18 protein-coding genes are annotated in these 17,907 nt (G+C 71.5%); 9 read left to right on the top strand and 9 right to left on the bottom strand.

What is annotated here, in order from left to right; translation table 11 throughout:
- Positions 1 to 54: 54 nt before the first annotated feature.
- The 5 genes from IE308_RS10120 to IE308_RS10100 all read left to right on the top strand — a co-directional run bounded on the left by IE308_RS10120 (position 55) and on the right by IE308_RS10100 (position 5,123).
- Entirely contained in the window at positions 55 to 1,614 is a 1,560-nt protein-coding gene (locus IE308_RS10120) for a Re/Si-specific NAD(P)(+) transhydrogenase subunit alpha (RefSeq protein ID WP_190217588.1), read from the top strand.
- A 4-nt stretch (positions 1,615 to 1,618) separates the two neighbouring features.
- Entirely contained in the window at positions 1,619 to 3,085 is a 1,467-nt protein-coding gene (gene pntB / locus IE308_RS10115) for a Re/Si-specific NAD(P)(+) transhydrogenase subunit beta (protein WP_162655436.1), read from the top strand.
- A 200-nt stretch (positions 3,086 to 3,285) separates the two neighbouring features.
- Positions 3,286 to 3,930, top strand: a complete 645-nt coding sequence (locus IE308_RS10110; RefSeq protein ID WP_190217587.1) for a dihydrofolate reductase family protein — start codon at positions 3,286 to 3,288, stop codon at positions 3,928 to 3,930.
- 29 nt (positions 3,931 to 3,959) lie between these two features.
- Complete coding sequence (locus IE308_RS10105; RefSeq protein WP_373314487.1) at positions 3,960 to 4,625, top strand: TIGR03086 family metal-binding protein; 666 nt, start codon at positions 3,960 to 3,962, stop codon at positions 4,623 to 4,625.
- Between the two features lie 165 nt (positions 4,626 to 4,790).
- Positions 4,791 to 5,123, top strand: coding sequence for a putative quinol monooxygenase (locus IE308_RS10100; RefSeq protein ID WP_190217585.1), 333 nt, complete (start codon positions 4,791 to 4,793; stop codon positions 5,121 to 5,123).
- Positions 5,124 to 5,202: 79 nt separating this feature from the next.
- Here the strand turns inward: IE308_RS10100 and IE308_RS10095 are convergent, their stop codons facing one another.
- Complete coding sequence (locus tag IE308_RS10095; protein WP_190217584.1) at positions 5,203 to 5,808, bottom strand: TetR/AcrR family transcriptional regulator; 606 nt, start codon at positions 5,806 to 5,808, stop codon at positions 5,203 to 5,205.
- A 127-nt stretch (positions 5,809 to 5,935) separates the two neighbouring features.
- On the opposite strand from IE308_RS10095, the gene IE308_RS10090 reads away from it, so the two are divergent.
- On the top strand, positions 5,936 to 7,090 hold the full coding sequence (locus tag IE308_RS10090) for an FAD-dependent oxidoreductase (protein WP_190217583.1): 1,155 nt from the start codon (positions 5,936 to 5,938) through the stop codon (positions 7,088 to 7,090).
- Here IE308_RS10090 and IE308_RS10085 read toward each other — a convergent pair.
- The 4 genes from IE308_RS10085 to IE308_RS10070 form a co-directional block, all read right to left on the bottom strand.
- Complete coding sequence (locus IE308_RS10085; RefSeq protein WP_190217582.1) at positions 7,083 to 7,619, bottom strand: GNAT family N-acetyltransferase; 537 nt, start codon at positions 7,617 to 7,619, stop codon at positions 7,083 to 7,085. The genes IE308_RS10090 and IE308_RS10085 overlap by 8 nt on opposite strands.
- A gap of 108 nt (positions 7,620 to 7,727) precedes the next feature.
- Positions 7,728 to 8,648, bottom strand: coding sequence for an RNA polymerase sigma-70 factor (locus IE308_RS10080; protein WP_190217581.1), 921 nt, complete (start codon positions 8,646 to 8,648; stop codon positions 7,728 to 7,730).
- Entirely contained in the window at positions 8,645 to 9,850 is a 1,206-nt protein-coding gene (locus IE308_RS10075) for an NAD(P)/FAD-dependent oxidoreductase (RefSeq protein WP_190217580.1), read from the bottom strand. Before IE308_RS10075 ends, IE308_RS10080 begins: the two co-directional genes overlap by 4 nt.
- A gap of 125 nt (positions 9,851 to 9,975) precedes the next feature.
- Positions 9,976 to 10,575: a TetR/AcrR family transcriptional regulator gene (locus tag IE308_RS10070; RefSeq protein WP_190217579.1), complete on the bottom strand. Its 600-nt coding sequence runs from the start codon at positions 10,573 to 10,575 to the stop codon at positions 9,976 to 9,978.
- Positions 10,576 to 10,720: 145 nt separating this feature from the next.
- On the opposite strand from IE308_RS10070, the gene IE308_RS10065 reads away from it, so the two are divergent.
- Complete coding sequence (locus IE308_RS10065) at positions 10,721 to 12,190, top strand: MFS transporter (protein ID WP_190217578.1); 1,470 nt, start codon at positions 10,721 to 10,723, stop codon at positions 12,188 to 12,190.
- Between the two features lie 284 nt (positions 12,191 to 12,474).
- On the opposite strand, the gene IE308_RS10060 is transcribed toward IE308_RS10065, so the two are convergent.
- Positions 12,475 to 13,353, bottom strand: coding sequence for a patatin-like phospholipase family protein (locus tag IE308_RS10060; protein ID WP_190217577.1), 879 nt, complete (start codon positions 13,351 to 13,353; stop codon positions 12,475 to 12,477).
- A gap of 258 nt (positions 13,354 to 13,611) precedes the next feature.
- Between IE308_RS10060 and IE308_RS10055 the strand changes: the two genes are divergently transcribed.
- Positions 13,612 to 14,211: a DUF4328 domain-containing protein gene (locus IE308_RS10055; protein WP_190217576.1), complete on the top strand. Its 600-nt coding sequence runs from the start codon at positions 13,612 to 13,614 to the stop codon at positions 14,209 to 14,211.
- Positions 14,212 to 14,285: 74 nt separating this feature from the next.
- On the opposite strand, the gene IE308_RS10050 is transcribed toward IE308_RS10055, so the two are convergent.
- Together IE308_RS10050 and IE308_RS10045 are read right to left on the bottom strand one after the other, a co-directional pair.
- Complete coding sequence (locus IE308_RS10050; RefSeq protein WP_190217575.1) at positions 14,286 to 14,987, bottom strand: bleomycin resistance protein; 702 nt, start codon at positions 14,985 to 14,987, stop codon at positions 14,286 to 14,288.
- Between the two features lie 68 nt (positions 14,988 to 15,055).
- Positions 15,056 to 15,880 carry a DUF1684 domain-containing protein gene (locus IE308_RS10045; RefSeq protein WP_190217574.1) on the bottom strand — a complete coding sequence of 275 codons (825 nt, stop codon included), beginning with the start codon at positions 15,878 to 15,880 and terminating at the stop codon, positions 15,056 to 15,058.
- Positions 15,881 to 16,239: 359 nt separating this feature from the next.
- Here IE308_RS10045 and ku point away from each other — a divergent pair, with 359 nt between their 5' ends.
- A complete protein-coding gene (gene ku / locus IE308_RS10040) occupies positions 16,240 to 17,331 on the top strand; it encodes a non-homologous end joining protein Ku (protein WP_190217573.1) in 1,092 nt (363 codons plus the stop codon).
- 68 nt (positions 17,332 to 17,399) lie between these two features.
- Here the strand turns inward: ku and IE308_RS10035 are convergent, their stop codons facing one another.
- Positions 17,400 to 17,777, bottom strand: a complete 378-nt coding sequence (locus IE308_RS10035; RefSeq protein ID WP_110626012.1) for an STAS domain-containing protein — start codon at positions 17,775 to 17,777, stop codon at positions 17,400 to 17,402.
- Between the last annotated feature and the right edge of the window lie 130 nt (positions 17,778 to 17,907).

Genomic DNA, 17,907 nt, shown 5'->3' with positions numbered 1-17,907 from the left:
CCGGCGCGCGCGCAGCTCCCCTTCCGCACCCCCCTCTGATGAGAGATTCGGGACATGTCTGCTGAAGAACGCTCACATCTCCTACCCCGGCGCATCGGCGTGGTGGCCGAGTCCGTGTCCGGCGAGACGCGGGTCGCGGCGACCCCGTCGACGGTACGGATGCTGCTGGGTCTCGGTTACGAGGTCGTCGTCGAGCCCGGAGCCGGTGAGGCCTCCGGCTTCGCCGACCAGGCGTACGCCGATGCTGGCGCCGGGATCGGCGAGGCCTGGGACGCGGATGTCGTCCTCAAGGTGAACGCCCCCTCGGACGCCGAGATCCGCCGGCTGCGGCGGGGCGCGACCCTGGTCGCCCTGCTGAGCCCGGCGCAGAAGCCGGAACTGCTGCAGGCGCTCGCCGACGCCGGGATCACCGCGCTCGCCCTGGACGCCGTGCCGCGTATCTCCCGCGCCCAGTCGATGGACGTGCTGTCGTCGATGGCGAACATCGCCGGCTACCGGGCCGTCATCGAAGCCGCGCACGTCTTCGGCAGGTTCTTCACCGGTCAGGTCACCGCCGCGGGCAAGGTGCCGCCCGCGAAGGTCCTCGTCGCCGGTGCCGGCGTCGCCGGTCTCGCCGCGATCGGTGCCGCCTCCAGCCTCGGCGCCATCGTGCGCGCCACCGACCCGCGGCCCGAGGTCGCGGACCAGGTGAAGTCGCTGGGCGGCGAATACCTCGCCGTGGACGTCGTACAGGAGACGAGCACCGACGGGTACGCCAAGGCCACGTCCGCCGACTACGACCGCGCCGCCGCCGAGCTCTACCACGAGCAGGCGAAGGACGTGGACATCGTCATCACCACCGCACTGATTCCCGGGCGGCCCGCCCCGCGCCTGCTGACGGCCGAGGACGTGGCCGTGATGAAGCCGGGCAGCGTGATCGTCGACATGGCGGCCGTGCAGGGCGGCAACGTCGAGGGGACGGTCGCGGGCCGGGCCGTGGTGACCGACAACGGCGTCACGATCATCGGCTACACCGACCTGGCCTCCCGCCTCCCGGCCCAGGCCTCGCAGCTCTTCGGCACCAACCTGGTCAACCTCGTCAAGCTGCTCACGCCCGGCAAGGACGGGCAGCTCGTGATCGACTTCGACGACGTCGTGCAGCGCGCCGTGACGGTGGTCCGGGAGGGCGACGTCACGTGGCCGCCTCCGCCCGTGTCGGTGTCGGCCGCGCCCGCCGCACCCCCGAAGGCGGCCGCCGCCGCCCCGCCCGAGCCGAAGCGCACACGGCTGACCCCCGCCGGCCGCCTCGCCCTCATCGGGCTCGGCATGCTCGCGATGTTCCTGCTGGTCGCCTTCGCGCCCGCCCAGCTCGCCGAGAACTTCACGGTGTTCGCGCTGGCGGTGGTCATCGGCTACTACGTCATCGGCAAGGTGCACCACGCACTGCACACACCGCTGATGTCGGTGACCAACGCGATCTCCGGCATCGTCGTCATCGGTGCCCTGCTCCAGATCGGGCACGAGAGCACGCTCGTCACCACCCTGTCGGTCGTGGCGATCCTGCTGACGAGCATCAACATCTTCGGCGGTTTCGCCGTCACCCGCCGCATGCTGTCCATGTTCTCGAAGGGCTGAGCCGATGACCTCCCTGACAGCCTCACACGCCGCCGACCTGGTCGCCGCGCTGCTGTTCATCCTCAGCCTGGCCGGCCTGTCCCAGCACCACACCTCCCGCGCCGGCGTCGTCTACGGCATCGCCGGCATGGTCCTCGCGCTCGTCGCCACCGTCGTCGTGGCGGCGCAGAGCATCTCGGCCGGAGCGGTCACCCTGATCGTGCTGGCGATGGCGCTCGGCGCGGCGATCGGCCTGTGGCGGGCCCGCCGCGTCGAGATGACGCAGATGCCCGAACTGATCGCCGTACTGCACAGCTTCGTCGGCCTGGCCGCGGTGCTGGTCGGCTGGAACAGCTACCTGGAGGTGGAGGCGCACGGCGCCGACCAGACCCGGATCGGCGACGACCTGCTCGGCATCCACCACGCCGAGGTGTTCATCGGCATCTTCATCGGCGCGGTCACCTTCACCGGCTCGATCGTGGCGTTCCTCAAGCTGTCCGCCCGGATCAAGTCCCGTCCGCTGATGCTGCCCGGCAAGAACGCGCTCAACATCGGCGCGCTCGCCGCCTTCGTCGCGCTGACCGTGTGGTTCACCATCAGCCCGAACCTGCCGCTGATGATCGCGGTGACCGTACTGGCACTGGCCCTGGGCTGGCACCTGGTCGCCTCGATCGGCGGCGGCGACATGCCCGTCGTCGTATCGATGCTGAACAGCTACTCGGGCTGGGCGGCGGCCGCGGCCGGCTTCCTGCTCGACAACAACCTGCTCATCGTCACCGGCGCGCTGGTCGGCTCCTCCGGCGCCTACCTGTCGTACATCATGTGCAAGGCGATGAACCGGTCCTTCTTCTCCGTCATCGCCGGCGGCTTCGGCATCGAGGCTCCCTCCGGCGGCGACGAGGAGCAGGGCGAGCACCGTGAGGTGCGGGCCGCGGAGGCGGCCGAGATGCTCGCGCAGGCCCGCTCGGTGATCATCACCCCGGGCTACGGCATGGCCGTGGCCCAGGCCCAGCACCCGGTCGCGGAGCTGACCCGCCGGCTGCGCGAGAGGGGCGTCGAGGTCCGCTTCGGCGTCCACCCCGTCGCCGGACGCCTGCCCGGGCACATGAACGTCCTGCTGGCCGAGGCGAAGGTGCCGTACGACATCGTCCTGGAGATGGACGAGATCAACGACGACTTCGCCGACACCTCGGTCGTCCTGGTCATCGGCGCGAACGACACCGTCAACCCCGCCGCGACCGAGGACCCGGCCAGCCCGATCGCGGGCATGCCGGTGCTGCGGGTCTGGGAGGCGGAGCAGGTGATCGTCTTCAAGCGCTCCATGGCATCCGGCTACGCGGGCGTACAGAACCCGCTCTTCTTCCGTGAGAACAGCAGCATGCTCTTCGGTGACGCGAAGCAGAGCGTGGAGGACATCCTGAGCGCCCTGGGCACCGGCGGCCGAGGCGACACGGACCCGTCGGCCCGCCAGGCCACGGTGGCGAGCCACTGACGCACGCCCCCTGCCACGGCCCCCTCGGCCGCCCAAGAGCGATGCCCACCCGGACCCTGCGAACGGTCCGGGTGGGCACGGTGGCCCGCGCTGCGTGAAAAAAGTTCGTGAGCCGTGTCGATCCGGCTGCGTCCCGTTCGACGTCAGGACGAGCGGCGCCCCGACGGGTGAGGGCGCCACAAGACCTGGTGAGGGACCAAGTGCAGCAACTGCTGAGAGTCATGAACTTCAACGTCTCGAGTGACGGCATCGGTGCCGGTGAGCACCAGAGCCTCGAGCTGCCGTTCGGCCTGGACCGCCCCGAAAGGCTCTTCTCCTGGGCGGGAGCGACGGCGAGCTGGCCCATGCGCACGGATTCCGGGGGGAGCCGGGGCCTCGACGACTACTTCACGCGGGACTTCGCCCGCAACATCGGTGCGGAGATCATGGGCCGCAACAAGTTCGGGCCCGAGCGGGGGCCCTGGGCCGACCACGAGTGGCTCGGCTGGTGGGGGGAGGAGCCCCCGTTCCACACGCCGGTGTTCGTCCTGACGCACCACAAGCGGCCGTCGTTCACCCTCTCCGACACCACGTTCCACTTTGTGGACGGCGATCCGGCCACGGTCCTGGAACAGGCGCGGCAGGCCGCACGGGGCCAGGACGTCCGGCTCGGCGGGGGAGTCACCACCATCCGGCAGTTCCTCGACGCCGACCTCGTCGACACCCTGCATGTGGCGGTCTCGCCGGTGAAGCTCGGCTCCGGACTGCGGCTCTGGGAGTCCCCCGAGGAACTGCTCGACCGGTTCCATCTGGAGGTCGTGCCCAGCCCGAGCGGGGTGACGCACCACCTGTTCTGGCGCAGGTAAGGGGAGGGGTCTTTCGGCCGCGCGCCTGAATGTCAGTGGTGGGGCATATGGTGGAGCTGTATTTCGGTTCGTGGGGTGGATCAAAGGGGGGCAGCGGGTTGTCCGTTGACGGGTTCAAGTTGCTGGCGGATGCGCATGAGTACCTGATGGCCGCGGTGCGGGGGGTGCCCGAGGAGGCATGGGGGGCCGCGACGCCGTGCAGCGAGTGGACGGTCCGTCAGGTCTACCATCACGCCCGGCTCGACCAGCAGGCCCTGACCATGCAGATCACGGGGCAGGCGCCGGAGAGCGACCCGTTCGAGCCCGTGGACGCACTGGCGGGCGACGGCGCGGAGGCGGTGATGCGGCTGGAGGCCACCCTGGGCGCGGCGCTGAAGGCCTGGGAGTCGGGGCGCGAGGCGGAGAGTGTGGCGACGCCGATGGGCCCGATGCCCGCGCAGGCCGGCGCCATGGTCGCCGCGCTCGACGCGGCCGTCCACGCCTGGGACATCGCCAGGGCGACCGGTCAGGACCTTCCGCTGACCGAGGACATGGCCGAGCGGCTGGAGCTCCCGGCCGGGCAGGTCGTCGAGTTCGTCCGCCAGTCCTTCGGCAAGTTCGCGCCCGTGGTCGAGATACCCGCCGACGCGAGCCGGGCCGACAAGTTCCTCGCGTTCACCGGCCGCGACCCGTACTGGTCCGCGACGACAGGCTGATCTTCCTCGTGTACGTCTCGTAAGTGCTCGGAGGGTTGCGCCTGCGGGCGGCGGCTCCTTGGCGACATCATGAAGTCGTCATGAAGGCGGAGACCACGGCCGTGCGGCATGCGGCGACGCAGTCCACGGCCGTGCCGCCCACCGCACCTGCCGAGGGAGCCTGAGATGATCTTCATCACGGCGAAGTTCCGTGTCCGGCCCGAGCACGCCGACCAGTGGCCGGAGATCGCCGCCGACTTCACCCGGGCGACGCGCGCCGAACCGGGTTGTCTCTGGTTCGACTGGTCGCGGAGCGTCGACGACCCGGAGGAGTACGTCCTCGTGGAGGCGTTCCGCGATGACCGGGCGGGCGCCGAGCACGTCGGCTCCGAGCACTTCCAGACCGCGCAGAAGACCCTGCCGCGCTATCTCGCGGAAACCCCGCGCATCGTCAACGCCACCGTCCCGCAGGACGACTGGTCCCTGCTCGGAGAGATGGCCGTCCCGCAGGAGGGCTGACGACCGTCCGCGCCCCTCTCCCTCGCACTGGGTGCCGCGTGCGGATGACTGACCCGTCGGCCCGGGCCGGTGGTGCCGGCTATCGGTGGTCGGCGAGGGCGCACCAGCCGTTTTCCAGCACCTCGAAGGCGCGGATGACCGCCTCGCGGGGGTCGCCGTGGCCGCGGGCCGCGCGAGGCGCTTCGAGGGCGAAGTGGGCCAGGGCGGCGCAGGCGGGATCGTCGGCCGGCAGTTCGCTCTCCTCGGCGATGACCTGAGCCAAGGCGGCTGTGTGGCGCAGCCACATGTTCTGGGCGTAGTCCCGCAGGGCCGGTGTGCTGTTCACGAGGTCGAAGAACGCGGTGAAGCGGGCGTCGGCGCCGGCTGCGGCCATGCGGTACCGCAGGGCGTGCTCGCGCAGAGCGGCGGGGATCGACTGCCCCTCGGGGCGTTCGCGTACGGCCGCGAGCAGACGGGCCTCCTGATCGGCGTCCTCGTCGAAGACGAGGGCCTCCTTGACCGGGAAGTGCTTGAACAGCGTGGTGGTGGACACGTCGGCGGCGTCGGCGATCTCGCGGATGCCGACGGCGTCGTAACCGCGCTCCAGGAACAGGCGCAGCGCGGCGTCGGCGATCGCCTGGCGAGTGGCGGCCTTCTTGCGCTCGCGGCGCCCCATCGGCACGGGGCCGGTCTCGGTGTCCGTCATGCCTGCGAGCATACCGCTTGGGTTGCTCAGTTACAAAAGTTGAGTTGTTGCATTTATTGGGCGGGTGTGCTCTTTTGGAGTGCACGGCTGCACCCGTCCCACACCGCCGCACGAACGGAGCGCCACCATGACCTCCTCCTCCGCCCCGCGCATCGCGATCATCGGTGCCGGCCCGGGTGGCCTGACCTGCGCGCGCATCCTGCAGCGCCATGGCATCACCGCCACCGTCCACGAGCACGAGAGCGGCCCCGACTCCCGCAACCAGGGCGGCACCCTGGACCTGCACGAGGACAACGGCCAGATCGCCCTGCGCGAGGCCGGGCTGCTGGACGACTTCTTCCGCCTCTCCCGGCCGGAAGGCCAGGAGATGCGCCAGATGGACCCGGCGGGCACGCTGCTCTTCCACCACCGCCCCGCGGACGGTGAACGCTTCAAGCCGGAGATCGACCGCGGCACTCTGCGCGACCTCCTGCTCAACTCGCTGGAGCCCGGCACCGTGCGCTGGGGCCACAGCCTGCGCTCCGTCAGCGGGCCCGCAGCGGGCCCCCGACGACTGCACTTCGCCGACGGCACCGTCGTCGAGGCCGACCTCGTCGTGGGAGCCGACGGCGCATGGTCCAGGGTCCGTCGCGCCGTCTCCGACGCCCGGCCCCGCTACAGCGGCGTCAGCTTCCTGGAGGCGTGGTTCCACGATGTCGAGAACAGGCACCCCGAGATCGCCGAACTCGTCGGCCAGGGCAGCGCCGCAGCGGCCGACGGCGACCGCGGCGTCTTCGCCCAGCGCAACGGCGGGGACCACATCCGCGTCTACATCCTCCAGCGCGTCCCCGTGGACTGGATCGCCGCGGCAGGCCTGACCGTCGAGGACACCGACGGCATCCGTGCCCTCCTGCTCGACCGCTACCGCGACTGGGCGCCGGGCCTGCGCCGCCTGCTCACCGACAACGACGGCCGCTACGTCGACCGCCCCGTCTTCGCCCTGCCCGTCCCGCACACCTGGGAGCACAACCCCACTGTCACGCTCCTCGGCGATGCGGCCCACCTCATGCCCCCGCTCGGGGTCGGCGTCAACCTCGCGATGCTGGACGCCTGCGAACTCGCCCTCGCCCTGGCGCGGCACGACACGATCGACGAGGCCGTCCGCGCCTACGAGCAGACGATGCTGCCCCGCTCCACAGAGATGCAGCACCTCCTCGACAACGGCGCTGAACACCTGCTGTCCACGGAACTGCCCGACTTCGCGCAGGACGGGACGCCCACGGATGAAGGCGCTCTTATGTGAGCGTGACAGCGGGGCGCATGCCGAGCCACTGCTCGGCGTCCCAGGCCCAGAACCGCTCCAGTTCGGTGAACCCCAGCTTCGCCGCGAGGCGCATCGAGCCGGCATTGGCGGTCTGCGTGGCGAGCACCACCGGCTCACCGGGAAGGACGCGTTCGAGCCAGTCGAGTGCCGCCGTACAGGCCTCGGCGGCGTATCCGAACCCCCACGCGTGCGGCAGGAACAAGTAACCGAGATCGACCTTCCCCACGGCGGCGGGGCGACGGTGTGCCGTCGCTCTCCTGATGAGGACCTGACCGATCATCTCCCCGCCGAGATCGACGACGAAGCTCCCGGGCCATCGCGCGGGCACCTCGGGCATCTCACGCTCAAGCTCCTCACGCGGGCGGGGACCGCCGAGGTAGGCGTGCACCTCAGGCGACGCCAGCAGCTCGATGAACGCCTCACGGTCCCGGGCCTCGGACGCACGCAGCACCAGCCTGTCGGTCCGGATCGGCGCCGGCGGCCAGGGAACGGGCCCGAGATCGCTCATGCCGCCCAGCCAATCAGCAGACTGGGCAGCGATCAAGGCTCGTTGACTCTCCGACCGCCCTCGCCGTGATCTCGGCGCCGCCGCGCCGACACATACCGGTCCGGGCTCCTACCGTGTTGCGATGTCGTGGGTGTTCCCCTCGGCCACGGCCCGGAGTTTGTCCGGGTTGGCCACGTTGTGGATGGTGGTGATGCGGCCGGCGGTGTCGAAGTCGAAGGTGAGGGTGGCGATGACGCGGCCGGGGGCGCTGAACACGATGCTCGGGCCGCCGTTGATCTCGGCGAGTTCGGCCTTCATGTCCGTGGGCCGGACGCCCTGGTAGGTGACGGTGCCGATGGCCGCGAACCACTGGGCCACCGTGGCGGCGCCGACCACCGGGCGCAGGGCCTGGCGGACCTTGCCGCCGCCGTCGGTCCACAGGGTGACGTCGGGGGAGAGGAGTTCCATCAGGGCGTTGACGTCTCCGCCGGTCGCGGCGGTGAAGAACCGTTCGGTGGCCCGCCGTTGCTGTGACCGGTCGACGGTGAAGCGCGGCCGTCGGGCCTGCACGTGCTCGCGCGCCCGGTGCGCGGCCTGCCGTACCGCGGCTTCGGAGCGTTCCACCGCCTCGGCGATCTCGGCGTGGCTGAAGTCGAAGACCTCCCTCAGCACGAACACCGCGCGCTCCAGCGGGCTGAGGGTCTCCAGCACGACCAGCATGGCCATGGACACCGACTCGGCGTCCGTGACGGCCTCGGAGGCGTCCCCGCCGGTGAGGATGGGCTCCGGCAGCCACGGCCCGACGTAGGTCTCGCGTTTGTGGCGGGTGGAGCGCAGCCGCTCCAGCGCCAGGTTGGAGACGATGCGCGTCAGGTACGCCTTGGGATCGGCCACCTGCGAGCGGTCGGAGGCGGACCATTTGAGCCAGGCGTCCTGGACCGCGTCCTCGGCGTCGGCGGCGCTGCCCAGGAGGCGGTAGGCCACGGAGAACAGCAGCCGCCGGTGCTCGTGGAAGACCTGCTGACCGGGGTCGGCGGACGGGGCGCTCACCGGACTTCCCGGACCCGGCTGAAGCGGCCCCCGCGGGGCCAGATCGCGCCCGAGGCGGGCATCTTCTTCATACGGCCGTACGTCGGCCAGGGCGAGCCGGTCACCGTCTCCTTGTACCGGACGGCCAGGCGGCCCGTCAGGCAGATCCGGCGAGGGCTGTCGTCGGGCCGTGTGAACTGCACGACGGCGTCGCCCCGGCCCAGGCTCACGGGTGTGTGGTAGTAGCCGAAGCGGAACGCCTTGGGCTGCTTGCCGTCGAGGGCCCGGTGGATCGACAGCGCGGCGTGCACCCCGGTCGGCATGCCGCCCTGGCAGGTGCCGTGCATGACGCCGTAACCCTGCCGGATCGCGGCCGCGTCGCCGATCGCGTACACGTCGGGGTGGGACACCGAGCGCAGCGCGGGGTCGGTGACGATGCGTCCGTACCCGTCGACGGCCAGCCCGGCGGCGGCTGCCAGCGGCGACGTGCGTGTGCCGCTCGTCCACAGCACCGCGTCGGCCGCAAGGGTCTCCCCGCCCGCCAGTTCGACGGCGCCGGGCAGCACCTTCACCACCTCGACGCCCGCGCGCACCCGCACACCCAGCCGGTCGAGCGCGGCCCGCACATGCTTCCCGGCCTTGGCCGTCATGGCCGCGCCGGGCTCCTGCCTGCCCAGCAGTACGACGTCCAGCCGGGGGTGCCGCTCGGCGATCTCGGCGGCCGACTCGACGCCGGTCAGCCCGCTGCCCGCGACCACCACCGTGCCCTCGGTGAGCCGTGCCAGCCGGTCGGCCAGCAGCTCGGCGTCCTGGGCGCTGCTCAGCGTGTACGCGTGGTCCTCGGCGCCCGGCACCGCCGCTGTGTCGGCGACGCCGCCCAGGCCGTACACCAGCGTGCCGTAGGACAGCACCCGGTCGTCGTCGATCCGTACGGTCTTCGCGTCCGGGTCCACGGCGGTCACCCAGCCGCGTACGAACCGCGCGCCCGTGCCCTCCAGCAGCTGAGGGATGCTCAGCTCGGCGAGCTGCTGCCCGGTCGCCGTCATGTGCAGCCGCATGCGCTCGGTGAACCGCTCCTGAGCGTTCACCAGGGTCACCCGCACGTCGTCGCGCTGCTTGACCCGGGCCGCGAGCTGGACGGCCGCCGCCATGCCCGCGTATCCCGCCCCCAGGATCACCACGTGGTGCGTGGCTGCCGTGCCGGTCTGCAGTCGTGTGCCCATCGTTCCGTCCTCCTCAGCTCGCTTGCTGACGCCCACCAGATGGGAGCAAGCGGCCCGGACGTGACACGGCTCGGATGTGACGCGTGACACAACGGCAGGGCTACGCCGACCAGGCGATCGAGAGGTCAACGCCCCTCGTCCCGTTGCTCGGGCCGGGGCGACAGCAGGCGGTCGACCAGCCCGTCGACGTACTCGGGGGTGAGCGGGCCGATGCCGAGCAGGACGCGGACGTACATCGGGGCCAGCACATGGTCCAGCACGTCGAACGCGTCGGGCGCGTGTTCGCCGCGGGCACGGGAGCGGTCGAGCATGGACTGCAGCTGCCGGGTGCGTTCGGCGAGGAGGTCCTCGCCCGCCTTCACGCCCTGCCGGCCGTTGTGCGACAGGGCGACGGCGAGTCGCAGCAGGGCCAGGCCGTCGGGTCCGGTGATCTCACGGGCCACCTGGGCCGCGTAGGTGCGCAGGTCGCCGGCCAGGCTCCCGGTGTCGGGCATCGGCGACCGCGCGTCGAGACGGGTGAGCGCCACGTCGGTGAGCAGGGTGGCCAGGTTGCCCCACCGCCGGTAGATGCTGCTGTCGGCCACGCCCGCGCGGGCCGCTACGTCGCCGACGGTGAAGTTGCCGTAGCCGCGCTCGTTGATCAACTCGGTGACGGCCTGGTGCACCTCCGCGCGGACGCGGGCGCTGCGCCCGCCGGGCCGCCGAGCCGGCTGTCGCTCGTCCATGCCCCCACCTTAACGCAGTCGACGCTTGCGTTTGTGAGCGACCGTCCCTACAGTCGCCTAACGCAGTCGCTGACTGCATTAGGGCGTCCGGTGGGCCGAACGTGTCGGCCCGGACAGCCGCAACCGACGAGGAAGAGGAATCCCGATGGCGGTATCGCCTGCGGCCGAAGGCAGTCGCGGAGACCGGGCCGTGTTGCTCACGGTGACCTGCCTGGGCCAGTTCATGGTGCTTCTCGACAACACGATCGTCGGTGCGGCGCTGCCCGACATGCAGCACCGGCTGCACACCCAGCTGACCGGTCTGCAATGGATCGTCGACGCGTACGTCCTGCTGGTCGCCATGCTGCTGCTGGCCGGCGGCGTCTTCGCCGACCGGTTCGGCCGCAAGCGGGTGTACCTGACCGGCGTGGCGGTGTTCACCGCCGCGTCCTTGGCGTGCAGCCTCGCGCCCTCGACCGGCTGGTTGATCGCCGGCCGGGTGCTGCAGGGCATCGGCGCCGCCGCGCTGAGCCCCGCCTCACTGGCCCTGCTCGTCGCCGCCCATCCCGTGCCGCGGGAACGGATCAGGGCGATCGGGTTGTGGGCCGGCTTCAGCGGAATCGGTCTGGCCGCGGGCCCCGTGGCCGGTGGCGTGCTGACGGAGGCCTTCGGCTGGCCGGCCATCTTCCTGGTCAACCTGCCCATCGGCGTGGTCCTTCTGCTGGCCGGTCTGCGCACGCTCCAAGAGACCCGCAATCCGACCGCCCCCGCGATCGACGTCCCGGGCACGGCGCTGTCCGTCGTGGGGGTGGGGGCGCTGACCTACTCGCTGATCGAGGGCGGTGCCCGCGGCTGGACGTCGCCCGCGGTCCTCGCGAGCTCCACCGCCGCGGTGATCCTCCTCGCCGCCTTCGTCGCCGTGGAAGCGCGTCGGCGTGCTCCGATGCTGCCGCTGCGGCTGTTCCGGCAACGCCTGTTCACCGTGTCCAACACCGCCATGGTCGTGGTGGGGTTCGCGCTCATGGGCTCGTCGTTTTTCTTCTCCCAGTTCTTCGTGTACGTCCAGGGCAGCTCGATCCTGCGCGCCGGCCTGCAGACCCTGCCGACCACGCTGGCCATGGTGATCGTCAGCCCGTACGCGGGCAGGCTCGCCGCCCGGTACGGGTTCCGGGCCGTCGTCACCGTCGGCCTGGCCGTGGCCGGCCCCGGGCTGCTGGCGCTCGGCACGGTGGACGCCGACACCGGCTACGGGAACGTGTGGTGGCGCCTGGCGGTCGTGGGCATCGGCTTCGCCCTGACCATGTCCCCCCTGACAGGAGCCGCCATCCAGGCGGTCGCCCCGCAGGAAGGCGGCCTGGCCTCAGGTATCAGCAGCACCACACGGCAGATCGGCGCGGTGCTCGGCGTGGCGGTCCTCGGAGCCGTCGTCCGCGCCCGGCAGGCCGACGGCGCGTCCTTCGAGTCGGGCCTGCACAGCGCGTTCGTCGTCGCCGGCGCCCTCACCTTGGCCACGGCCGTACTCACCGGCGTGTGGCTCGGTAGGTCCAAGCCGGCGGAAGAGCCTGCGGCGCGGCACCACTCCGCCGGTGCGAGTCCGGTCACAAACTCGAACGACACACCTGCGAAGAGCAGTTGACTGCGACGCCAGGCCTTGACCGGGGGGCACGGCGCGTCCGCTGACCAGTACGCGGGGGACTCTGCGGACCCGCTCTCTGCCGCACGATGGCGCGGCTGGAAAGATTCGGCGGGCAGGGGGGTGATGAGGTTGCGCCGAACACCGCGCGGATCCGGCCTGGTCGGGTCGCCCTGCCGCTCTGGGCCTTCGGCATTCCGGAACCGGCTGATGCCGTCACCTCTCCCTGACGGCGACCGCCGCCCCCAGGCGGCACCCGAGGGCGGCCGGGAGCCGCGTCGGCCGCGTCACCCTTCGGCGAAAACCGCCCGCGACGCGCCGGGAGCAGCGACCCCGGCAAGTGCCTCCCGCACCCGCTCCACCGCGCAGAGGCCGTCCTCGTATCCGAGAACGGCCGCCACGCCCCGCACATCCGGGTCGAACGGATCCGAGCCGAAACCGGCCAGGGCCCGCTCGGACGGCTCGACCACCACAGCCCGCTCCAGCACCGCCCGCTGCTCCTCGGGCGCCTCGCCCGCGAGTTCCGCCATGGGCCGCAGCACCAGCACCCGGTCGGCGTCGGCGGCGAGGTCGGCGTTGGTGAGGGAGAACGTACCGCCGTCGAGGTACTCGACGCCGTCGATCCGGACCGTCGGCCATATCCCGGGCACGGCACAGCTCGCGGTCACCGCGTCGACGAGCCCGACGCCCGACTCCCGCGTGAACACGGTGCGTTCGCCGTCCACGCGGACGGCGGTCACCGACAGACGGCCGTCCGGCCAGACGTCACCGGCCAGCCGGCCGGCGACCGCGGCCCGTCGCAGGGCCGGATCGACCCCGGAGCGCTCCCGCGACAACCGGGCGAACCGCTCCGCCTTCTCCGCGACGGACTGCTCACTCCCGTACACGGCCAGCATCTCGGGCATCAGCTCCGCGAGGGCCACCGCCGGCGTCAGCTCCTCGTTGCGCAGCGACTTGCGCACCATCCGGTCGTACACCGCGGCCGCCGAGCCCGCCTGGAGCACCATCGCCCCCACCGCCGAGCCGGCCGACGTCCCCACGACGTGCGCGGCCGCGGACAGCCGCAGGACCCCGGCCTCCTCCAGCGCGGTGAGCGCCCCGACGGTCCATCCGATGCCGGCGAGTCCGCCCCCGCCGAGCACCACAGTGGTCGATTCCTGCGCCATACGAGTCCTCCGTCACTCAACTCCCGCCCGTGACCGGGCACTTCAGGGAGAAGCAAGACGACACCCGCGCATGTTCCCGGCGCCGCGCCGGACCGGATCAAGTCGCCCTCACCCCTCCCCGGTTGACGCCGCTGCGACGGCCCGGACGATGTCCCGCCCACCCCGTGGACACCTGCGCCGAGGCGCACCTACGATGCCGATGATCATCGCCGGGCCGCGCACGGGTGGGGTGCCGGCGACAACTTCGGGGGAACGTCCATGGACCGTTACAACATGCTCGTCGGGCCGGCCGCCGTACGGGGGCCCCGCTACCGGTTCCGCAATCCGGCCGGGCCGGCTGTCGTCGCCCAGAGCCTGATCGCCACATCGGCCCTGGCGGACATCGGCATCATCGTCTCCGGCGGATCCGACTCGCCGTGGGTCGGTGACGACGGACTCCCCCTGCTCGGGCTCCTGCAGATCGCCTGCTGGATCTCGTTCCTGGTCTGGTTCCACCGCTGCCGCTGCAACGCCGAGGTGCTCGCACCGGGGACCCACAAGTACGCTCCGGGCTTCGCCGTCGGAGCGTGGGCCATTCCGCTCGCGATGTGGTGGCTGCCCCGGCGCATCACGCTCGACATCCGCAGGGCCGGCGGACCGCCCGTGGACGTCTGGCTGATCAACGCCTGGTGGTTCGTGTGGCTCTGCGACGGCCCCCTCTCGGTCGCCGTCCACCTCCTGCTCCTTCACCAGACCGACTACCACAACCCGGTCGACCACGGCATCGGCGTCGCCTCGTCGGTCCTGGCGATCGCGGTCATCCGCCGCGTGACCGCCGGCCAGCCGGCGGGCCCGCTGCCGTACTTCAACATGACCTGAACCCGCACGGCGCGGAAGCGGCGGCCGAGGACGCCGCGCCCCCACGGAGCGCGGCGTGGGCTCTTGAAGCCGCCTCAGGTGCTCAGCTCTTCGAGGCGCCGTAGGTCGTCACTGACCGACCTCCGCTCCTGCTCGGTGAGTTGGACAGCGGCAGCCCGGGTGAGCGCGGTCCTCGCGGTGGCCTCGTCACCGAGGCGCGCGGCGACATCCGCGCGCAGCACCAGGAGCCGAAGCAACTGAACGGGCGTGGGCTGCCCGTCCTCCAAGCGCAGTACCCGGTCGATGATCTTCGCGGCGCCGGCGGGGTCCTCCTTGGAGTCCGCGAACAGGGAGGCGTGATGGAGGGCGCGGGCAAAGGGTTCCGTGGGTGCGGGGCGGTGGCGCTGGTCCTGGCTCGTCTGCTGCCCGATGCGCAGGCAGTTGCCGCCCGGATCGGTCAAGAGGAACTGCCGCATGCCGTACGACGTGTCCTTCAGCGCTCCGATGCGCGGCAGCCCTCGGGTCGGGATCCTCCCGTACGCCGCCTTGAGGCCGGTGCGGAAGGCCTCGTACAGGCCGTCCACGTCGTCGGTGCGTATGTAGCAGGTGCTGTACGACTCGGCCGGCTCGTAGTGCTTCATCGCGAAGAAGTGAAGCTGGATACCGCGGAGCTCCACGACCGCGTACGGGTTCGGGCTCTTCTGCTGGAAGGTCACCGCGAAGCCGAGGGCGGTGTAGAAGTCGAGAACGGGCTGGATGGTCCTGCACGGCAGGATCGGGATGGTCGTTTCCCTCATGCCGACAGTGTAGTCAAACTTGACTAGCCTCCCCTCGGGTAAAGGCGATCGGGTCGGGCGCCTCCGGCTCAGGAGCCGCCGCGCTCGCGCGGGATCTTCTGCCCGGCCTCGATCGCCACCGGCAGCCGGTTCTCGGCCGGGGGCAGCGGGCACGTGGCCAGGTCCGTGTAGGCGCACGGCAGGTTCGCGGCGCGGTTGAAGTCCAGTACGACCGTGCCGTCGGCGGCGGGCGGGTCGAGGGCCAGGGACCGGTTGGCGGCGTACGTGGTGACCCTGGACGTCGTGTCGGTGAACAGCACCAGCAGGCGCCCCGGGCCATGGCCGGGAAACGCGGTCAGCGACAGCCGCTGCCCCTCCAGCTCGAACTCGACCCTGCCCGGAGCGTCGTACACATGCTCAAGCCCCTCGACCGCGGCCCCCACCGTGGTCGGGCGCGGCGTGTCGAAGGGGAAGTAGCGGCCGGTCACGACCCAGCGCGGGTCGGGGGCATAGGCCGGTGTGCCGGTGAAGGCCGTGCGCAGCGGCGCGTCCGGGTGCCGGGGGCGCACGATGTCGTACCCACCGCGCCTGGCGACCTCGATGACGGCGTCCCCCCAGACGGCGTCGACGCCGCCACGCTCGGGAAGCACACCGAAGCGGTGCTCGCCGCGTACCGGCGTCCCGTCGACGATCAGTTCCTCGCCCTCGTCGAGGTCCACCACGACGCCGTCCGGGCCGGTGCGCCACGCGCCGGGCGCGTCGGGGAAGCGCTGGGGCCGGTCGTCGAGCCAGTGCAGGCCGGTGATCGCCAGGAACCCGTGCGGGGCGGCGAGCCGGGCCTCCTGGCCGCGGTACCACTCCAGCCAGGACTCGGTGAAGGCGTGGAGGTCCGTGCTGGTGGCCTCGGTGGTCATGGGGATTCTCCCTCGTTCGGGGGTGCCTGCGGGCACCGGATGCGGGGGCGCTGACGGGTGTGCTCCGCCGGGCGACGGGGCGTGCGAGGTCGTCGATGGGGCGTGCGAGGCCGCCGCGTCGAGTGCCGCACCCGGAGTCATGTCAGTCAGAACCGGCGCGGGCCGAACCCGCATTCCGGTCCGTCTGTGACAGCTTCTTGTCAGTCATGTGACGCGGTGCCGAGTGGCACCGGGGGCGGTCCGGTGCCCTGACCGCCCAGGGGCCCGACGTCCGGCTCGACAGGCGTGGCCCGGTCCGCGGTGCGAGCGTGGAAGCAGCGATGCGATGGGGGCTGGATGAGACGGGACGGAGCACGGCCATGGCTCGGGCGATGTGGACAGGCGTGATCACGTTCGGCCTCGTGACCGTCCCCGTCGGCCTCTACACGGCGACGGAGGACCACACGGTCCACTTCCACCAGCTGCAGCGGGGCACCTCGGACCGGATCCGCAGCAGGCGGGTCAACGAGCGCACCGGCGACGAGGTCGACACCAGTGACATCGTCAAGGGCTACGAGATCGACCAGGGCCAGTACGTCGTGGTGGAGCCGGACGAGCTGGACGAGATCGCGCCGGGCCGCTCCCGGACCATCGACATCACCGACTTCGTCGACCTCGACCGGATCGAGCCCGTCTACTTCGACCGCACCTACTACCTCGCACCCCGCGGCAAGGAGTACACGAAGGTCTACGAGCTGCTGCGGGCCGCACTGGCCGAGGCGAACAAGGTCGGGATCGCCACCTTCGTCATGCGCAACAAGCAGTACCTGACCGCGCTGCGCGCGGAGGACAAGGTGCTCGTACTGCAGACCCTGCACTGGGCGGACGAGGTGCGCGACCCGCGCCAGGAACTGCCCGAGCTTCCCTCGGGGCGGGCGGGGCGCGGCAAGCAGCTGGACATGGCGCTGCAGCTCGTCGACGCGCTCAGCACCGACTGGGAGCCGTCCCGCTACCAGGACACCTACCAGGAGAAGGTCCGCGAGCTGGTCAGGGCCAAGGCCGAGGGCAGGGAGATCGCCGTGGCGGACGAGGCGCCGGAGGCGACCAATGTGATCGACCTGATGAAGGTCCTCGAAGGAAGTGTCCAGGCCGCCCGCTCCGGCCGTGGCGGCAGCGAGCCCGACGCCGAGGAGAAGGGCGAGGCCGCGCCGCGCAAGGCGGCCGCCCGGTCATCGGCCGGCGGCAAGCAGGCCAAGTCGCCGGCGCGAAAGGCGCCGCCGAAGAAGGCCGGCGCAGCGCGGGCGCGCACCCGCGACACCGGCGGCGTGAAGGAGCTGCAGAAGCTGAGCAAGGCCGAGCTGTACCAGCGGGCCACCGACGAGGACCTTCCCGGCCGGTCGAAGCTGAGCCGCGACCAGCTCGTCGACGCCCTCGCCCGCAGCGGGCGCCGACGCAAGAAGACGCCCGCGTGAGGTTGCCCCCCGGCACTGCCGCGCGCCCGTGAGCAGCCCTTCGGGCACTCACGGGGCGCCCGAGCGGGTCAGGCAGCGAGCGCTTCCTGCAGGGTGGGGTGGCATTCGATGAGGTCGTCGACGCCGACCAACTGCAGCACGCGCGCGACGGAGTCGGTGGGTGCGGCCAGGCGCAGCCAGCCGTCGGCCGCGGTGACGGCCTGGTAGGCGGCGATGAGGACGTTGATGCCGCTGGAGTCCATAAAGGTGACCTGGCCCATGTCGACCACGATGCGCGGTCCGGCGGTGCCCGTGACCTCCAGGGCACGGCGCAGCTGGTCGCTCGTCTCGTGATCGATCTCGCCGGCCAGGGTCAGCACGCGGATGCCGTCCGTGGCGGTGGCCACGACCGATAGCCCGCCGACCGGTTCGGTTCGCTCGGTGTCCGTCATTCGTCCCTCAGCCATTCGGTGATACTTGCACACCAGGACCTCCCGCCCAAAGTGCGTCCGCGCACGTCCGGGGGATGCCGCAGGTGTCGGCGGGGAGTCGGCGCAGCAGAGTGGAGCGTGTATCGCGCGGGCGCGGGTACACGCG

The sequence above is a fragment of the Streptomyces griseosporeus genome, from assembly GCF_014656055.1.
Taxonomy (GTDB): Bacteria; Actinomycetota; Actinomycetes; order Streptomycetales; family Streptomycetaceae; genus Streptomyces; species Streptomyces griseosporeus.
This window is presented reverse-complemented; position numbering and strand designations above follow the sequence as displayed.

What these genes read in the sequence shown, in the direction of transcription:
- IE308_RS10120 (WP_190217588.1), top strand. Translation starts at nt 55, where the DNA reads ATGTCTGCTGAAGAACGCTCACATCTCCTACCCCGGCGCATCGGCGTG.
- ku (WP_190217573.1), top strand. Translation starts at nt 16,240, where the DNA reads ATGGCTCGGGCGATGTGGACAGGCGTGATCACGTTCGGCCTCGTGACC.
- IE308_RS10070 (WP_190217579.1), bottom strand. Translation starts at nt 10,575, where the DNA reads ATGGACGAGCGACAGCCGGCTCGGCGGCCCGGCGGGCGCAGCGCCCGC.
- IE308_RS10085 (WP_190217582.1), bottom strand. Translation starts at nt 7,619, where the DNA reads ATGAGCGATCTCGGGCCCGTTCCCTGGCCGCCGGCGCCGATCCGGACC.
- IE308_RS10075 (WP_190217580.1), bottom strand. Translation starts at nt 9,850, where the DNA reads ATGGGCACACGACTGCAGACCGGCACGGCAGCCACGCACCACGTGGTG.
- pntB (WP_162655436.1), top strand. Translation starts at nt 1,619, where the DNA reads ATGACCTCCCTGACAGCCTCACACGCCGCCGACCTGGTCGCCGCGCTG.
- IE308_RS10105 (WP_373314487.1), top strand. Translation starts at nt 3,960, where the DNA reads ATGTCAGTGGTGGGGCATATGGTGGAGCTGTATTTCGGTTCGTGGGGT.
- IE308_RS10095 (WP_190217584.1), bottom strand. Translation starts at nt 5,808, where the DNA reads ATGACGGACACCGAGACCGGCCCCGTGCCGATGGGGCGCCGCGAGCGC.
- IE308_RS10055 (WP_190217576.1), top strand. Translation starts at nt 13,612, where the DNA reads ATGGACCGTTACAACATGCTCGTCGGGCCGGCCGCCGTACGGGGGCCC.
- IE308_RS10035 (WP_110626012.1), bottom strand. Translation starts at nt 17,777, where the DNA reads ATGGCTGAGGGACGAATGACGGACACCGAGCGAACCGAACCGGTCGGC.
- IE308_RS10065 (WP_190217578.1), top strand. Translation starts at nt 10,721, where the DNA reads ATGGCGGTATCGCCTGCGGCCGAAGGCAGTCGCGGAGACCGGGCCGTG.
- IE308_RS10090 (WP_190217583.1), top strand. Translation starts at nt 5,936, where the DNA reads ATGACCTCCTCCTCCGCCCCGCGCATCGCGATCATCGGTGCCGGCCCG.
- IE308_RS10060 (WP_190217577.1), bottom strand. Translation starts at nt 13,353, where the DNA reads ATGGCGCAGGAATCGACCACTGTGGTGCTCGGCGGGGGCGGACTCGCC.
- IE308_RS10050 (WP_190217575.1), bottom strand. Translation starts at nt 14,987, where the DNA reads ATGAGGGAAACGACCATCCCGATCCTGCCGTGCAGGACCATCCAGCCC.
- IE308_RS10045 (WP_190217574.1), bottom strand. Translation starts at nt 15,880, where the DNA reads ATGACCACCGAGGCCACCAGCACGGACCTCCACGCCTTCACCGAGTCC.
- IE308_RS10100 (WP_190217585.1), top strand. Translation starts at nt 4,791, where the DNA reads ATGATCTTCATCACGGCGAAGTTCCGTGTCCGGCCCGAGCACGCCGAC.